The organism is Paenibacillus sp. L3-i20, from assembly GCF_022180385.2.
In the GTDB taxonomy this organism is placed as follows: Bacteria; Bacillota; Bacilli; order Paenibacillales; family Paenibacillaceae; genus Pristimantibacillus.
This window is the reverse complement of sequence record NZ_BQME02000001.1, coordinates 1,785,202-1,803,123: the sequence shown is the minus strand read 5'-3', so window position 1 is coordinate 1,803,123 and position 17,922 is coordinate 1,785,202. Positions and strand designations below refer to the sequence as shown.

The following is a 17,922-nucleotide window of genomic DNA, read 5'->3' as shown; positions in this document are numbered from 1 at the left end:
TAGGGCAAATATTCGATTTGAACCTGATTAAGCCTCTTCCAATAGACTTCTCATATAGCGAGAACGCAGAAGCAGGAAGTATATGGACAATGCTGCAAAAAAGAAGATCAAAATAATCGATGCGGAACTGCCCAAGGAAGCAGACATTCTTGCTTGTAACGTTTGCAGTGCAAATACTGAATGTAGTGCTGCGATCAGGAACGGGATAAAGAAAAGGATTGCCAACTGTACCGTGACAATCTTCTTCACCTCGCGAATAGTCATACCTATTTTACGTAGGTTACGGTACTTCACTTTCTCCTCTTGAACATCGGTATAAAAGCGGAAGTAAATAAAACTTCCAGCCGCTATAAAAAACACGATACTGATAAACGACCCCACAAAGAGAATTAACTTGTAAGTTAATTGATCCGTCTTATACCAATCCGGTGATGAACGATACATAAACGCTGTAAAATCGGTTCCCATTTGGGCATCGATTTTTTCAGCTGCTGTAGATGCCTCCGTCCAATCCGGAACTGCATAACCATAATAGACCCCTTTGTTTAATATAGAACCCTGTTTCTCGAAATCCAAATCATTCAATATATACAAATTTCCAAACGAACCCTCAGGAAATATGTTGTCTTGGACGACACCAATAATCCGAAGTGTATCGCTACCCAAGTTTACTGTTTCGTTCTCCTTGATTGTTATATGGGTATCAGCTTTGCTCGTCCAGATAGAAACTTCAATGACTTCTCCAGGTTTTAACTGCAATTGTTTTCGGTTCAATAATTGTGCAAGACGATTGTAATCTTGAGTGGATAGTGCTGCGGTTTTCTGTCTTGAACCGTTGTCGAACTCCAGAAACGGCACTGAGACTGTTTGATACGATAACTCTTCTTCATCTAGTTTTGAAGTAATGAGTGAAAGATTACTCTCACGCTGAACGTCTGAGGAATAGGAAAAATAACTAAACGGTATCGGGAAGCTCTTCGCGTATTCCTCGTCTACCGTCTGATAAATGGAAAAAAAAGCTGCCATTGTCGTGAATGATACCGTGCAGGTAAGCGTGACAACAAACAATAATCGAGCGTTATCCTTCATACGATAAACCAAGTCTGAAATCCAAATCAAATTCGTTTTTCTAAAAAATAATGTTGGAAGGGTTGCCAATCGCTTTAAGGCAAACACACTAAGCTGCGAATAGAACAGGTAGGTTCCTGCTGAAACCAATATAGCGATTACACCCAAGTCAAAAGGGATTGCCATTTGTAATACTACAATTATATAACCTGCCCCAATCAATATTAATGCCGCTATTGAGAGCCATATTGATGCTTTAGGTGGTTCTTTCGGTTTTCGATTCCCTTTAAGGAGTTCAATAATCTCCTTGGATCTCACTGCAAACGGAGCGAGGCTAGAGATCAACACGAATATAATTAGAAAGCAGATTATCGTAAATAAAATGGCTTTTACTGGTATATAAAATTCGAGTTCTGGAACTTCCAAAATCATCGAAGCAAACATTAAAAAATATTTCGATAAAAAAAGTCCAGTCGTGATTCCCGTCACCATTGCTGCAAGTCCTATTATAATATTCTCCAACGAAATCAGTCGATTCAATTGCTTACGTGTAGCACCCAACATTGTCAGCAAACCAAATTCGCCTGATCTCGTCTTCAAAAAAGTTCCCACTGAGTAAAGGATAAACAGCAAAGAAAATATAGATATCGCAACTTCTCCTGCAGACAGAACAGAATGGACGGGTCCAGATGTGAAACTCTCTCCAATCATAGGATGAAACAAGTTCACAGCAAACAGGAAAAAGACTAGTATGGACAAGGTGCTGCTGAGAAAATAAGCCAAGTATGCTTTATAATTTCTTTGCACGTTTTTAATTGCGAATTGTCGAAACGTCACGAGAATCGCCTCCCATAATGGACAACACATCCATAATGTTGCCATAGAAGTCGTTCTGATGTTCACCGCGATAAACCTCGTTATAAACTGAACCATCTCGAATGAAAATAACTCGGTCGCAATAACTTGCAGCTGTTGGGTCATGGGTAACCATTAATATCGTTGCTCCAATTTCACGATTAATATCGCGAAACAACTCCATTACATCACGAGACGATTTGGTGTCCAAGTTTCCCGTCGGTTCGTCCGCAAGCAGTAGTGCCGGTTCATGAATGATGGCTCTTGCAATGGCTGCGCGTTGGGATTGTCCTCCAGATATCTCATAAGTACGCTTGTCGAGAATGTCAGTAATACCTAGAATAGGAGCAATAGAGTTTAACCGTCCATTCATTTTACTTACAGCTACTCCGTCCAGAGCTAGTGGTAGGAAAATATTTTCCCTTACTGTCAACGTATGCAATAAATTGAAGTCCTGAAACACAAAACCTAGTTGGCGGCGCCGAAATACAGCCAATTGCTCCGATGGCAGTTGATGCGGTTCTTTTCCATTGATGACAACCTCTCCAGTTGTCGGGTGGTCAATTGTCGAGATGACATTCAACAGTGTTGTCTTTCCACTCCCCGATGGACCCATAACCCCAACAAATTGGCCTTTCGGTACGATAAAATCGACATGTCTCAATGCCTGATAAGAAACTTTCCCATCATATATTTTTGATACCTTACTAATTTCCAGCATATTCATGTGTGACTTCACTCCTTTCTTTCCTTGCTCTTAGGTTATAAGAAAGGAAGGGATGTCGCTATCGTTCTAAATAACATCAACATTACATATCTGTCACCTGGTCAACGTCAACTACGGATGATTGTATGATGAAAAACGAATCTCTATCTCCGTTCCCACTCCCAAAAATGATTTGATCGAAACCCTGTGACTAAGCTCATCACAAATTTTGCGAACGAGATATAATCCGATACCCGTGGATTCACCAAATTTGCGTCCATTGGCACCAGTAAAATATAAATCAAATACTCTAGGAAGGTCTTGAGGGGAGATGCCTACGCCTTCATCTTTCACGGTTAATGTAATATACTCTCCCTCCCGACCCGCAAATATCTTTATATGTCGGTTTCCACCATCGGAATAACGGATGGCATTGGTAAGCAACTGCACCACTACAAACTTCAACCATTTGCGATCCGAAAGCACGGCGACATCTCCATGTACATCTGCTGAGGGGAATAAATGATGGTGGATAAAGTGGCTTTTTAATTCGTTAATGACTTCAAACACCAAAGGCTTCATAGATACCTTTTGAATATAGAAATCCTGTCGGAAAGAGGACAATCTTGACAGCGTCAGAATCATATTCAACTGGTATTCCATACGAACGATTTCAACTTGCATTTCCTCCGCCCCATCCGAGTCCTCACGATCCTGAACAATTAGGTGCAAAGCGGAAAGCGGTGTTTTCAGCAAATGGACAAAACGGTTCATAAAATCAATCAGTTCCTGTTTTTCCTGTATGGATCTTTCTCTTTCGCTCTGCATTAACTGATATTGCCTTCCTAGTCCTTTCTTGAAAGCATAAAGCAACGGTGAGGCAACGTCCATTTGCAAGAACGTTTTTGCATCTTTTAAATCGGGAATTTTGCTTAACCATTTATAGCCGCTGTGTCCAGCCACATAACGAAATGTAAGATAAATGATCAGCATAAAAAGACTCACTAGAAAGAGATACACGATATTGCCTTCAACAACATCTGCATCCAACCAGCGGAAAGTCGAATATAAAAATATAAACTGCATGACATGAAGTACAATATAGGGGATATTATCCTTAACAAATAATTTCATTCTTTGTCCACCTCGTTCCAAGATGCGTTCAGACGGTAGCCCATGCCCTTAACGGTTTCGATGGCATTTTCAATTCCGAGTTCTGTAAACTTCTTGCGTAACCGAGCTACATTGACATTCAGCGTATTCTCGTTGATAAATTCTTTTTCGTCCCACATCCGTTCAAATATTTTCTCCCGCTTTACCGTACGTGGATATTTGTTAATGAGCAGGTCGAGTAGATCAGCTTCTTTTTTCATAAGCGTTAATTTCTGCTGTCCGTAATGTAGTTCTGGACGTTCTGGGAAAAATGTTACTCCATGAAAATGAACTTTTCGTTCTGCAGTAGCTCCGATTGATAATTCCCCATACGAACGGCGAATTTGACTTTTCACTTTTGCAACGATGACATCATAGTAAAAAGGTTTGGTTACAAAGTCATCTCCGCCATACTCCATTGCCATCACCTGATCCAATTCCCCTATTCGAGCAGAAATAAAAATAATGGGACAAGATGAAATTCTTCGTATCTGTTTGCACCAATAATATCCATCAAATTTAGGTAGGTTCACATCCAACAACACTAGATGAGGCATGACTTGCTCAAAGGCTTGATCTATGGCATCAAACTGTTGTGTCACAACGGGTTCGTATCCGTATTTATCCAAATGATTGGATAAAAGCTCGGCAATTTGCTGATCATCTTCTACAATGAGAATCCGGTACATTAATCCTCCCTCTGCACACTTGGGTCATTTTGAATCCATAATAATTGCTGGTTATTCATTACCATTATAGATGAAAATCAGCAGGATACATCTGTATATAAAGACAATATCTATATTTAATTAAATTCAATCTATATCTGTTAAGTAGATTAGCTTTTTTCGAACGATAGCCTTCACAAAATGTGTTAAACTGTTAAAACTGAACATTCATGAATAACATCTTGGGGGCAAGTGATGAAAACATCGATATTACCGACCATATTTGGCGGAATCATAACAATTGTTATCTTTTTTCTGGATTTCTTAGCATTTGATCTTATCGATAAATTTCTCCTGTTTGCGGCTTTCGTTATTGTACCTCTTGTCATTTTACTTTTGAACGGTGATGAAAGGAATAAACATCAACGGATTATTTATAAGGCTATAAAGCTGCTCCATTTTCCCACAGCGCTCCTAACCTTAGCCTCTATAATGAGTAGCAAGACGTGGGAGCTAGGTGACACAGCAATTCCAGGAACACTCTCCTTAGGGTGGCTACTCTTCACATTGCTACTCTGCATTTATGGCATAACCATTATTGTTAATCACAAGGGCAGAGTTGGGGAGATAGCAATCGGTGCGGGGCTCGTTTACTTTTTTATCGGAGGCATTTGGTTCGCCCTGTATCAGTATGAGATTCATATTTACCAAGTTGCTCCTGCAACACATGCTCTAAATTCGGTCCACTTTCACTTCTCATCTGCAATCGTTCCGATTTTTATAGGTATGCTCGGACGGATCATGGCGAAAAAAAGCTGGTATCCGTGGATCGTCGCCATCGATATTATTGGACCTATTCTGATCGCTGTCGGCATTATTTTCTCAAAGCCGATTGAGTACATTGGTGTTACTTTGTTCGCCTGTAACATTGCGATTTACACCACTTATTTGCTTACTTACTTAAGGAAAAGTTCTTTACGCAACAAGTCATCCTTGTTTTTAGTCATTTCTTGCTTATCCTTCTACACGATTGTCGTTATATCCATTTGTTATCCGTTACTAAAAAGACTCTTTTCCTTAACCATACTCGATTTCATCCCGATTTACGGATCGCTACACGCTTTTGGTTTTGTTTTATGCGGACTGATCGGGTGGGTGTATATGGTGAACTCTCTTAAGAAAAACACTTACTAACGGACATAGATGTCGATCTGCTAAGTTCCTTTATCCTATCGTTAAGAAATCTAGAACATAGAGCAACATGAGTGATTATCACTACATGTTGCTCGTTCTCCCGTAATTCGTTAAACAGCGAAGGAGCCCCATCGATTGGCGCTCCCTAAAGTTAATACATAAATTGATTCTAGTATTCTGTTATCTCAATGAATTCCTTATACTTTTTCTTTATCTGAAATAGAAAACAATACTATAACAAAATCATCCTATATTTTCTTAACCTTAGGAAGTTTAGTTTGCGTCACTTGTGGTACGTTTCGCCGTATCATAAGTGACGCAAATTCTGTTAGATAACTTTATAGCATATTTATGTTACTAACCAAATCTTAGATTCATCGCTATCAGTAATTTTCAGCTTTTTTATATTTATAGATCACTTTATCAATGAGTAAATCATGTGGCAACTCATACTTTGATTCATCATATACTTCTTCAATGCCACTAATTAAACAATCAAATTTATGAGTTAATAACCTGTAATGATTTTCGTGTGATAATAGCAACCCCTTTTCTATCCACACATTTTTGTCTTCAAAGTTTTGGCTCACTAAATACTTAGCGTAAAAATAGATCGCTTCTGTATAGTAATACCTAATCGGTTGTAAATCATTTATAGCAGCTTCATAGTAAGTCCGTTTTTTCTCAATATCACTCTCGATGAATCCGAGCATCAGTAGCTTTAACCCTGAGGTATACGAACTGGTTACAACTAATTTATTAACAGTTTTTTTATCCAACCCATATTGCTTAGCTTTTATATAATTGGTTTGCATAATCTCTGCATATTGCTTTTTATATAAAGATCCAATATATTCTTCTAACATTTCTTTGTCTAAAGAATTTGTATTATATTTTACTTCAAAATAATAAAAATCAATTTCTCTTTTGCCAGCAACTAAATCAATATATTTTTTATATTCTCCTGCATCAAACAATATACCTTCAAGCCCAGCGTAACTAATAAAATTACTTTCAATGAAAAACCTTCTTATATCACTAGTATTTCTATATCTATACACTGATATTGCACTATGTAGAATATACTTTTGTACAATATCGCTACTATCAAGCGAATACATACTTTCAATTGGTAATAGTTTCTGTAGTTGAACGTAAGCTTCCTCAAAATTACCTTCATAATATTTTGATTTAATAATAATGATATCTAACATCAAATCAGCTTTCTCAATATCATTGAAGTGCTCCTTTATATCTGGGAGCTTCATATAAAATCGCATAGATTGCTCAAGCGCTCTGAACAAAATATCCAAATAACTTATAAGGATTAATTTTTCATTCTTATCTTTATCAAATAATGTAATATAATCAAGACACTTTAAACAATTTTCAACATTCTGATCAAAGACATATAAGCCCTGAGCTGTATTTTGAGTATAAACTGTCTCAACTTTATGAACTACATAGTAGATAAACTCAAATACTTTCTTATAAAAACCAACTTTATCCTCGTTTGTTCTTTTCGGAAACTGGTGCCCCGCAAATCGACCGATAATTGATTGTAATTCAATAAATCCTTTGTTTATTTCAATTAGTGATTTATTTTCAAGTGAATTTATTTCTCTGTCCGTAATTCTCATGGCGCCCCACTTATTATTGCCTTGAAGAAAAAAAGTTTTTATATTGTTCATATGAATTCCATCAGGGAAGAAGGATAATATCTCAAATAATAGTTTCTCATTTGGTAAAAGCCTTTTGTATGAATACGATATTGATTGATAAAGCGATTTTGATCGTTCTATGTTAGTATCAGCCTTTTCTTCAAAAATATCATCGTACCCTTCCGCAGTAATACTAAAGAAATCGACTTCAAGCTCATTTCTCAATAGTTCCATATTTTTTGACTTTGGAATATTTCTGGTAATAATTTTAATAGCTAACGGATTATTATTCAATAACTTCCCTAGTATATCCTCTTTCAGTATTCTAGTGTCTTTATCACTTATATTTGATTTGTAATACTTATTAAATAATTGTAGCGCCTCCTCATTTGTTAAAGCCCTAAGTTCGTGTCTCTCTTCAAACTCTAGGTTCACCCATTCTCTTGATGTAATAACCATACTTGAATATTCACAAATAAATGTTAATAGATTCTTAATCAATTCAACATCCTCAATGTATAAGAGCGGCTCAAAATTATCTAACATAATCAATCCGTCTATCTTCATATTATTTTGTACAATATGTTCTCTAAGATTAATAGAACTATCAATATCAAAACACTGAGCTATCTTATACTCAAATGACTGATAGTTGTGTATGAACTCGCAGTCTATAAAGAAAATACCATCATGATAATAGCCTCTTTCAAAAAACTCAATTGCGATCTTCTTTACAATCGATGTTTTTCCAATACCACCAGAGCCCTTTATAGTAAGTATTTGGTTATTGTTGTTAATTATCTTTCTTGTAATGTCTTCTAAGTCAGTCCTTCTACCTACAAAATTTATCAAATTTTTCACATCGATATTTTCAGATAATTTCAACCGTGAATGATCATACAACATAGTAACTTTCGAACTACCCTTTTCGAAGGGGATTAGTGTAAACTTTTCATTATTTAATATTATTGATTGACTTATTGATTTTAAAGATTCCTTTTGAAATAACTTGAAAATAAAACTGCTTAAATCATCTCCCCATATAATACCTAATGGAATTGACACATTTTGTGTATCTAGGTTTGACTCCTTATCAATGAATATAAAAAATCCTTTTAAATGTTCAGACATCAAATTCTCTTCAATTTCTTGAAGAGTAATAAGCTTACTTTTAAAATATTCATCCTCAATTATTAATTTATCCTTTATTACCTGAGTGAAAACAAAAATATAATCGAATCCCTTTAAATCTCGAAGTGTATCAATTGAAAAGTGATAGCAATTGATCTGAACTTTATATTTAACAAAGTTTTTGATAATATTTTCAAATGAATAAATAATTTCTCTATCCAGTGGCGTAGTTATTAACACTGCTATCGAAATTAGTGGTTTTTCTAAAGTTTTAATTTCCCTATCTACTATTTCCAATGTAGTACTCGTTTGGATTAAATTCTCTTTAATCTCTATTAATTGTTGATTAATAGTTTTGTCAAGTTGACCCAAATTATCTGTATTAATTAGTTTTGTATCTATTATCTCTACAACTGAGGAAATATCAATTTCACTTTGATTTGTATCAATAGCCTTTGCCGTCTCGATTATAAGAGGTACTTTATATTGCCGTTCAAAATAACCTGATTCTCCAGCAACTTTATATAGTAATGTATCTGCTACAAAGTCTCCGTTATCTCTAGAAATTCTCAGACATGTACTCAATTTACAGATTTCTGTATTAAAATTGTATATAGCATATCTGCAGCTACCATTTTTCAGTCTGCCTAAACCATAATTAGTTTTCTCAGGATATCCTATACCAGTAACTAAACTCATAATATTTTTATCTGCATTACCAAAATATTCAATTTTTCCATCATGAATATGTCCATGTAAAATCACTTCAGTAGGAATACACCGTTTATCTGTTAAATATTCGATTAATACCTTCCTCTCTGTGGCTGAGAACCAATCTAGAGGATGGTGCATAAGAGTCAAGGTAAGGTCTGCCTTCTCCGTAATTAATATATTATTCTTCAAGCGTTCTAGCTGCCATCTATTAATCATTAGCGAACCGAAATCTTTTTCACCAAGTGTGCTCCAAGAGGAATTTATAAGAAGGAACTTAATTACTCCATTTGGAGTTTTTATCAATACTGCACCACTACCGAAATCCTCCTCAACAAAATCTGATCTTCCAGTTACCTCACACACAAATTTATTAAATTTTTTAAACCTAGGATAAATAGTTTCCCAATATTCTGTCAATTTATTTTCGTCGTTAAATGAATCCGCTTTAGAATTTGTTATTAGATGCTCAATCGCTTCTCTCCTTGGCACATCATGATTCCCAGGGACAAATATTATGTTATCCTTCCTAATCTCACATTTTTCTGATAATTCATTAAAAAAGTCTTTAGCAATTTCAAACGCTCTATCATCTCCTCCTTTATCGACAACATCCCCAGTCATTGCAATTGCATTTATTTTAATGTTTCTATTCTCACTAACCCTCTTTATATCATCAATAAGAGACTCCCTCAGTCTAGAAGCGCTAGGATCTTCAGATGAGCTAATATGTAAATCTGACAAATGTAAAACACCTAAGTTACCCAAAAAAAACCACTCCAATAACTAGAATATTTAAATTTATATTACTATGAAAATAATACCAATAAACTCTTTAGGAGTATACTAGTTTTTCTGTTAATACCTAACAATATGTTTTGATGCATTTATTATTTTCAAAATTTTTATGTAGATAAAAAAATCCTTTATAACAGATTCGAAAGGTTGCACCTGTCCATAATCCTCCGAACGTATTCTCGAAATAATGTTATCTTAATTTCTTCATTTGATAAGTGGATAATGCACTTTTTCATAAGAGAATCCACGATTGGACCTCCGTCAAGAAAGTGGGCACTGAAATAAGAGAAAACTTAAGACACCTCATCCATCATAAATTGTTGAGTGAATCGAACGGGAGATAGATAGCCGAGTGATCCGTGGATTCGTTTGCGATTGTAGAAAAACTTAATGTATCGGTAGATTTCCGTATAGGCTTGTTCACTTGTTTTAAATTTCTTGCAATAGTCAAGTTCTTTCTTGAGAATGCTGTGAAAGGACTCTATGCAGGCGTTGTCGTAACAATTGCCTCTGCGACTCATACTGGCGTTCATATCGTAAGAAGCGAGTTTGCTACGATACGCTTTGGAGGCGTATTGGATTCCGCAATCGGAGTGATGAATAAGACCTTTGCTTGGTGATTTTGGGGCTACCATATCGTCTCTCCGAATCATGGAAATGAAAGAGAATGCGTTCCTGAACAGCTTCTTTTCTTATTTGTTGTGAACTAGCCCCTCTTGAGCACCAAGCATGAAAACCACTCCGAGATACACCAAGCACGTCGCACATCCTCTTTACTGAAAACTCGGAGCGATGGTTTTCAATAAAAGCAAACGTTACAGCTTTGGTTTGCTGAAGATGTGCACCGCCTTTTCTACGATGGCTAATTGCCCTTCTACATCTGCAATATGACGCTCTTTTTCTTGTAGTTCACGATCTTTATCTCGTAAGAGCTGTTCCAACTCACGAACACGATCGATGCTTGCTGCAGGTTCACTTTCAAACTCCCTATACTTCCCCATCCATTGGTGTAGCCTGCTTATAGGAATGTTCAACTCCTCTGCGATATCCGTAACCGTTTTCGTCTGTTCCTGTACAAACCTTACTGCCTGACGCTTAAACTCTTCATTGTATCTTTGCCGTTGTTCACCCATCTGAACTCCCCCTCATTAAGTTAATTACTCAATTTCTCTTAACGAGTGTCCACTTTTTATTCTAGCTTCAATTCATCTATAGTTACTCAATGCTAAAGCAACGTGCATAAAAACATCATCTTTTATAAATCAATAAAGATGTTCTTCAACCATCCTAATTATTAATTCTATTTTTTTGGGGGTTTGAATCTATTCCTTTACATTTTAAAAATCTACTCAGACCCTCTGATCTAATTTTATGATGATCTCTTCCTCCGTTATCCTTTTTAATAATTTGATCTATCTCTTCAGTTACTTCTCTAAGGAAAAAGATTATAAAAATATAAATAGAAAATATGAGGTATTTGCCTTCCGCGATAAAATGATGGATTTTATAACTATTACTAGAAAGGACTTACAGGAGCAATTAAATCTTTAGTATTCAGATATACTTTTATTGGGATATAAGCTTTTATAGATATTAAATTACAACTATGGTTGCACATGTAAAGATATTACGATTAATTCATTTACCAAAAAGAACGCAATAATTCTACTGGAATCATTGCAAAGTAAAGGTTTATACATATAATAAAAGGATATGTATGGAATATTCAGTACATATTCCCGTAATTATTCATATTATACACCACGAAGGAGTCCGAAGATGAAAAAGCATTATTTAGCCCTACCTGTAGCTATTGCAATGGCACTATCCGTAAGCGCATCAGCGTATGCTGGTGCAACTAAACCGCTAGCTTCGCGAGGAGAGATCGTTCAAACCTTGTTGACGTCAGCAGATGCTTATAACTCTGATCTTCAAAAAGGAACTATTATTCAAGGGTATGAAAATGGAGATTTAAAAGAAAATGAACCAGTTAAAAAAATTGAAGCTCTAGTTATGCTTAGTAGAGCATTCGGCGAGTTGCCTGAGCCAGTCGGAAACGATCTACGTGTTGGTACGTTTGGTGTGAAATTCACTGATATACCAGCTTGGGCTAAAGGCGATATCGATAAATTGCTGAAAGCAGGCGTTCTAGCGGGCAAACCTGATGGTACATTAGGTGCTAATGACACCATTACAATGTCCGATTTCCAAAAGATCATTTCCAGAGTATGGGCACTTGAAGGCTCCCATTTGAATGACGATTTTTATGAAGCAATTAATAAAAATTGGCTGAAAAAGTCTACGATCGCCCCAGGTGAGTTTTTCGGTGGTGATATCCCTGAGATACACAAACTTAATAACGATAAAATAACTGTAATGATAGATGCACTGGCAGGAAAGACGTATGCTGCAGGTACAAAAGAGCGTAAACTCGCTGATTTTTATGCAACGGCGTTAGATAGCGAAAGCAGAAACAAACAAGGGATCGAACCAATCAAAAAATATGTAACGGCGATTGATGGGGCTAAAACATTCGACGAGCTAGTTCAGGCTGACCTTGCCATCGAAAAAGATTTATCTTTTAGCACGCTGTTCAAGTTTACGATTATGGCTGATGCCAAAAACAGCAGTGATAATGTGTTGTATTATACAGGGTTTAAGACAGGATTAAGTAAATACAGCTATGCAACGGAAGATGCAAATGCGAAGGAATTATACATCGATCAAGTTACCAAACATCTCGTTCTGACAGGTGAGGAGAAATCAGCAGCCAAAGCTCTTTCTGAGAAAGTTTATGAGATGGAGAAGAGCCTCGCTGCCAGTTCGCTTGGGGACCATGAGCAAGGTGATGTGACTAAGTTCTACAACCCTTATACAATTGAACAATTTGACGACATGCTTAAAGAAGCCGATATGAAGCAGGCATTGGAATCGATGAAGCTCGACCATTCCAAAAAAGTGATTGTAACCGATGTGAAGCTAGCGCAAAAAGGCGCTGAGTTCATGAAAGACGATCATTTAGATGTACTTAAAGCTTACGCCAAAGCACAGCTACTCATGGAAACGGGCTGGCTCCTAACGGATGAAATTAGAAAAATATCAGATGATTTCTACGCTGGCTTATACGGTGTTGTCGGCACAAAAACCGATAAAGAAATTGCAATAAGTGCTACAAAGGGTGCACTCGGAGGATATGTGGAGCAAATGTTTGCTGAGAAACATTTCTCCGTAGAAGCCAAAAAAGATGTGGAGAAAATGGTAGAGAAATTAATTGCTACGTATGAAGAAAGAATCAAACAGCTTGATTGGATGTCTGAAGCGACCAAAGCTAAAGCTATCAATAAGCTGAAGAAGATGAACATTAAGGTCGGATATCCGGATAAGTGGGATACGACACTAGATCAGGTGGCAATCAAGTCATACGAGGAAGGCGGCTCTTTGCTCTCCAACTCCTATGCAGCTACTTCCGCTTATAGTGATGCAATGAAAGCTAGTATTGGAAAACCGATTGATAAAAATAATTGGTCGACTAGCGTCTATACCGTTAATGCTTTCTACAATACGGGTAATAACGACATGACGTTCCCTGCTGGTATTCTTCAAGCGCCTTTTTATGACATCAATGCCACGCCTGAAAAAAATCTCGGAGGCATCGGTACTTTGATTGGTCATGAAATCAGTCATGCATTCGATAATGAAGGAGCGGCATACGACGAGCATGGCAATGCGACTAACTGGTGGACGGACGAAGACTTTAAGAAATTCGAAGAGAAATGCCAGGAACTAATTGCATTCTACAATGGAATTGAAATCGTTCCGGGTGCGCACAACGACGGTCAGCTTACATTAAGCGAAAATGTGGCGGACTTAGCAGGAATGGCCGTTGCGCTACAAGTTGTAACTGGACTAGACAATCCAGATTACAAAGCGTTTTTTGAAAGCCATGCGATAACCAACAAGTACACGACAACAAAAGAGTTTGCTACGATTCTCAGCACGGGAAGCAACCATTCAGCCAACAAAGTCCGAGTGAATCGTACGGTTATGAACTTCGAGGAGTTTTATGAAGCTTATGGCATTAAGCATGGCGACGGCATGTATGTAGCACCTAAGGATCGCGTTTCGATCTGGTAAATATAGCTGTTGTGTAGTGGGGGTGTACCGAAAGTCATGAACCATGGCTTTTGGAACAGCCCCTTTTTTACGGAATCAGAAAATTAACAATTTTCACTACTCCTGAACTCTTTAAATGAACCCCCGTCGATGCTACATTATTATGATTTCGCAGTCGTTCTCTCAGTTCCGGCATGTTTCTCCCGACTGTTTTTGCTGAATGCCCTTATAGCGAGATAACACAAGAATCCAAGTGGACCAAACATGAGGATGGAGAACAACAGAATCGACTGTATCGGCAGTGCAACATAACGATGAGCCATATTATCACGGTACACGTAATGTCCGACCGCTTGGTCGAAGCAGAGTATATGAATCCACACAAGTAGAGCAAATTCAGGATTTGATAAAAGACGGATTACCCCTTCAGCAGAGCCGAAATCGTTTACGAAACCGAAGCCAGCCTCCACTATGACAGTAATGATTCCGATAGTATACAGCAATGCAAGATATATCGGGAAGACGGCCGTATTGGCCAGAAACTGTGTGAACCGCCACTTAGGCAACAAAATTAGGAGCAACCAGCTCAGTATCGCAATTCCAGTAGTAGAAAATAATGCTGCGATCATCATGAAAGCCCCCTATCTTTACCCTTGGAAGGTTTGAAAAGCGATTCTCCGCTCAGAAATTTGCGGGCAGATACCGCTGCGACAGAAAGCCATGCGAGCAGCATAACGAGGGATAGAATGGGGAGTAGTGTCAGTTCAAACAAAGTACGACCAAGAACCGTTTGGATAGCGACGAAAAGAATTGCCAATGTCCAAGAAATGCTGCCAATGTGAACCCACCTATGAGTAATCTTGGCGTCCATGTTTGACCGCATAAGAAGCCATCCAAGCAGTGGAAGTGCTTGCAGAGCGTGGAAACCTAAACCATGAAGGACGATTAAATTACCGGCATCCCCTGTATAGCGACTTTGCAGCGCAATCATCCATATACCTCCGGCAAAAGCCGCCATCGTCGACACAAATGCATAGCGGATACTCAGCACCAACGGTTTGAGTGCTTCATATCCACGTCTTCTGAAAAAAGAGATCGCAAGCAACACAGTGGCGATGATAAGCACAAATGATTCCAAACCGAATAAAGCGCCAAATATCGTATCTGCGGTCGTGCCGACTTCCGAAAATCGCGGATTAATACCACGAAAATGCTGAATCGTCTCCACCGCGTACGCGTAAAGTGCACTTTGAATAAACAGCCACCTAATAATTGCCCGGTTGCGAGAACTTAGGTTCGCCAAAGGCATAATTGCAGCAATAGACAAGGCGAACAATCCAAGTGCAGCATCGAAAGAAAACACGCTTTCTATATTCCCTTCCGGCAGAATAGTTGCACCATTGAATCCGATATAAAGAGCACTAATTGCAGCTAGCACTAAGCCTAATAAGCCTACCATGACAAGTAAACGTTCTCCCGCAAATAACTTCCCGACCATGTACCTAACAGTATTATGGTTCACTCCAGTCATTCTTGATCAATCCTTTCTTAATCGGGATGGACAGATTTATTTATCAATAAATAAATAAATTTCGAAATATATAGGCGACATTTTGCCGCCTTCTACATTTCCTTAAACAACTGCTTATTTGTAATACTTAAGCTGGGGCAAATTCAACACTTCCGACAACGTAATAAGCATACCCGTTCCGATGAATTTGCTTGCTGCTGCTTCCGGATTCGGAATATGAGCTTCATTGAACTTGGTAGTTATAGCCTTGTGAATAAGCTGAAAATTGTTACTGACATGCTCCCTAATGACAGGTTCAGCAATGGTGTACGACTGCATAAGGAGTAAAATTTCGTCACGATGTACGTTCATAATCGACGAAAACGCCTTACCCATCGTCACCCCCAGCTGATCAGCTGGCGCTTCAATTCCCTCGAATGTCTCACGAACACGTTGCGTTGCCCGGTCAACGACCGCTTTGAACAATTCTTCCTTACTAGCAAAAAAGTGAAACACATAAGGTTGCGTTACGCCTGCCGCCTTCGCTACCAAAGCCGTCGTCGCTTTGTAATATCCCTGTTCCGCGAATATCCCCACTGCTTTATCGATAATCTGTTCTTTCCGATCCTCGCGGACGACCACTCTCTTCACCCCCTCTCAATTTATTTATTAGTCAATAAATAAATTATTCCTCTTATTAACAAAGTTGTCAAGATGAAAGTAACCAGTGGGATTTAGGGACAGTGAATCGGAGAATTAGAGTTCTTTAATCAAGAGTGTTTTTTTATTCCAAAAAAATAGAAATATAACTTAAACTATCCTCAATGGGAGGAGGTGAAATAATGAACAAGTTTAAAAGATTGCTTTTACCAGTGACAATCGTTTTTGCCATGTCTGCTGCCGTTCCCTCTGTTTCAGCAGCGCCAGGGCAATGGGATTACATTGGCGAAGAATCTGTTAAAAAGTATGGAAACACCTGGGATTCTGGCGGAGGCAACTGGAAGGTATCAAGTGACCGATACAATACAGTCTGCGTAAACTTTGAGCTTTGGGAATATGATCCCTATGATCCAAACGACTATATCGGAAAGGGCACTATCTGCCCTGGCCAGAGTAAAGTATTTAATGTTAGCGGATTTACTGACGGTGGTGGCCAAGCCGAACTTTTCGTGAAAAAAACGAGTTATACAAGTACTCTTACAAGACTGATTTATCACGACTGATCAAAGACAAGCCGTTGCTTGAAATCAGAGCGGCAGTCCTAACATTTTAATGTTCCTTTCAGGGCTGCCGCTCCCTTCCCTTGCACTTTCTAACACCGCACATGCTTACGTTTAAAGCCTACTTTGCCTTTTTCCACTACCTTATTTATATTAACGGAAGCATTTATAAACTTGCTTTTTGCAGTACCTTGATGAACCTCTACAGGTCCTACTTCCGTCGCAACTGCGACTGCCTTATCATGAAGCGGCAGATAGGATGTCGCTACTGTATACATAAAATTGTTCATGGAGTATTTCGTCCGATCAGGAGCATCGTGAATCGTATTTTTTACAAGTTCCAACATATCAGCCATTTTCTCTTCAGAAAATTCCTTGTCTGGACGATTACCAAGAAGCCAGCAATAACAGCTCCAGCCTGCCGACATTTTCAGATCTATATCACTTGCAATCCATTTTTCAGCCACTTCTTGTGCAATATCAGATTCTGACAAAGTTACTGCCACCACGAAATCTGACAGCATATAAAAATAAGCTCCATCGATCCAACGCTCAAAATCCGCTTTAGACATTGCTTTCGGATCAGCAATAACACCGGCGAAATACATAGCGTCGTAATTGCCTGTGGCATAAAGTTGCTCAGCCAATGGTTGATTGAGCTTTATTTTTCTTAAAATGGGCTTCATCTCGCCTGTAGCCACACCAAAAAGCGGTTCGTGCGCGCCATTGGACAAATATATCTTCTTAGTACGTTCCTTGCCGAGAGATTCAAGTTCTTGCATAACTGCTTCTAGATCCATTATTCGCACTCCCTTTCGATTGCTTGTCCTTATAGATAAGCCTTCTTTACATGAATATATCATAAAACGGCCTTAATCCTAAAACCAGGATCAAGACCGTCTCATTTTAATCTTATATGATCTAAGGAAGTATTGAAGATAGCTCACTTGTTGCACTTGAGGCTCGATAGGCACTTGGCTAGTAACAATATTCTGACATAGAAAGTCGGATCTTCGTCTTCCCTTCGGAAAATATAATTAAAAGGACCTACTTTTTATGTGTCGTACGAACTATCTTTCAAATTGCTGAAATTATTCCTTTATTGCTACTTTAATTTCTTAAATGAATAGAAGTA

14 protein-coding genes are annotated in these 17,922 nt (G+C 38.1%); 3 read left to right on the top strand and 11 right to left on the bottom strand.

The genetic code is table 11. From position 1 onward, the window contains the following. Nucleotides 1–27: 27 nt before the first annotated feature. From MFF31_RS08515 to MFF31_RS08500, 4 genes are all read right to left on the bottom strand, one after another. Nucleotides 28–1,905, bottom strand: coding sequence for an FtsX-like permease family protein (locus tag MFF31_RS08515; RefSeq protein ID WP_238187604.1), 1,878 nt, complete (start codon nt 1,903–1,905; stop codon nt 28–30). Continuing rightward, nucleotides 1,880–2,650 (bottom strand): ABC transporter ATP-binding protein, encoded by a 771-nt coding sequence (locus MFF31_RS08510; RefSeq protein ID WP_238187603.1) that lies wholly within the window; start codon nt 2,648–2,650, stop codon nt 1,880–1,882. Before MFF31_RS08510 ends, MFF31_RS08515 begins: the two co-directional genes overlap by 26 nt. A 111-nt stretch (nt 2,651–2,761) precedes the next feature. After that, nucleotides 2,762–3,763, bottom strand: a complete 1,002-nt coding sequence (locus MFF31_RS08505; RefSeq protein ID WP_238187602.1) for a sensor histidine kinase — start codon at nt 3,761–3,763, stop codon at nt 2,762–2,764. Then, nucleotides 3,760–4,470: a response regulator transcription factor gene (locus tag MFF31_RS08500; protein ID WP_238187601.1), complete on the bottom strand. Its 711-nt coding sequence runs from the start codon at nt 4,468–4,470 to the stop codon at nt 3,760–3,762. The genes MFF31_RS08505 and MFF31_RS08500 overlap by 4 nt, the downstream gene beginning before the upstream one ends. Nucleotides 4,471–4,704: 234 nt before the next feature. On the opposite strand from MFF31_RS08500, the gene MFF31_RS08495 reads away from it, so the two are divergent. Beyond that, nucleotides 4,705–5,643 (top strand): YndJ family transporter, encoded by a 939-nt coding sequence (locus MFF31_RS08495; protein WP_238187600.1) that lies wholly within the window; start codon nt 4,705–4,707, stop codon nt 5,641–5,643. Between the two features lie 383 nt (nt 5,644–6,026). On the opposite strand, the gene MFF31_RS08490 is transcribed toward MFF31_RS08495, so the two are convergent. From MFF31_RS08490 to MFF31_RS08480, 3 genes are all read right to left on the bottom strand, one after another. Beyond that, nucleotides 6,027–9,914, bottom strand: a complete 3,888-nt coding sequence (locus MFF31_RS08490) for a metallophosphoesterase (RefSeq protein ID WP_238187599.1) — start codon at nt 9,912–9,914, stop codon at nt 6,027–6,029. Nucleotides 9,915–10,237: 323 nt separating this feature from the next. Then, nucleotides 10,238–10,465, bottom strand: coding sequence for an integrase core domain-containing protein (locus tag MFF31_RS25380; protein ID WP_375541306.1), 228 nt, complete (start codon nt 10,463–10,465; stop codon nt 10,238–10,240). A gap of 294 nt (nt 10,466–10,759) precedes the next feature. Beyond that, nucleotides 10,760–11,077 carry a transposase gene (locus tag MFF31_RS08480; protein WP_238187597.1) on the bottom strand — a complete coding sequence of 106 codons (318 nt, stop codon included), beginning with the start codon at nt 11,075–11,077 and terminating at the stop codon, nt 10,760–10,762. A 646-nt stretch (nt 11,078–11,723) separates the two neighbouring features. Here MFF31_RS08480 and MFF31_RS08475 point away from each other — a divergent pair. Next, nucleotides 11,724–14,078, top strand: coding sequence for a M13-type metalloendopeptidase (locus MFF31_RS08475; protein ID WP_238187596.1), 2,355 nt, complete (start codon nt 11,724–11,726; stop codon nt 14,076–14,078). A gap of 140 nt (nt 14,079–14,218) precedes the next feature. On the opposite strand, the gene MFF31_RS08470 is transcribed toward MFF31_RS08475, so the two are convergent. From MFF31_RS08470 to MFF31_RS08460, 3 genes are all read right to left on the bottom strand, one after another. Next, nucleotides 14,219–14,689: an ABA4-like family protein gene (locus MFF31_RS08470; protein ID WP_238187595.1), complete on the bottom strand. Its 471-nt coding sequence runs from the start codon at nt 14,687–14,689 to the stop codon at nt 14,219–14,221. After that, entirely contained in the window at nt 14,686–15,588 is a 903-nt protein-coding gene (locus MFF31_RS08465) for a hypothetical protein (protein WP_238187594.1), read from the bottom strand. Before MFF31_RS08465 ends, MFF31_RS08470 begins: the two co-directional genes overlap by 4 nt. 114 nt (nt 15,589–15,702) lie before the next feature. Continuing rightward, nucleotides 15,703–16,209, bottom strand: coding sequence for a TetR/AcrR family transcriptional regulator (locus MFF31_RS08460; RefSeq protein ID WP_238187593.1), 507 nt, complete (start codon nt 16,207–16,209; stop codon nt 15,703–15,705). A gap of 200 nt (nt 16,210–16,409) precedes the next feature. On the opposite strand from MFF31_RS08460, the gene MFF31_RS08455 reads away from it, so the two are divergent. Then, a complete protein-coding gene (locus tag MFF31_RS08455) occupies nt 16,410–16,790 on the top strand; it encodes a hypothetical protein (protein WP_238187592.1) in 381 nt (126 codons plus the stop codon). Nucleotides 16,791–16,879: 89 nt separating this feature from the next. Here MFF31_RS08455 and MFF31_RS08450 read toward each other — a convergent pair whose 3' ends face one another. Then, nucleotides 16,880–17,587, bottom strand: coding sequence for a DNA alkylation repair protein (locus MFF31_RS08450; RefSeq protein WP_238187591.1), 708 nt, complete (start codon nt 17,585–17,587; stop codon nt 16,880–16,882). Between the last annotated feature and the right edge of the window lie 335 nt (nt 17,588–17,922).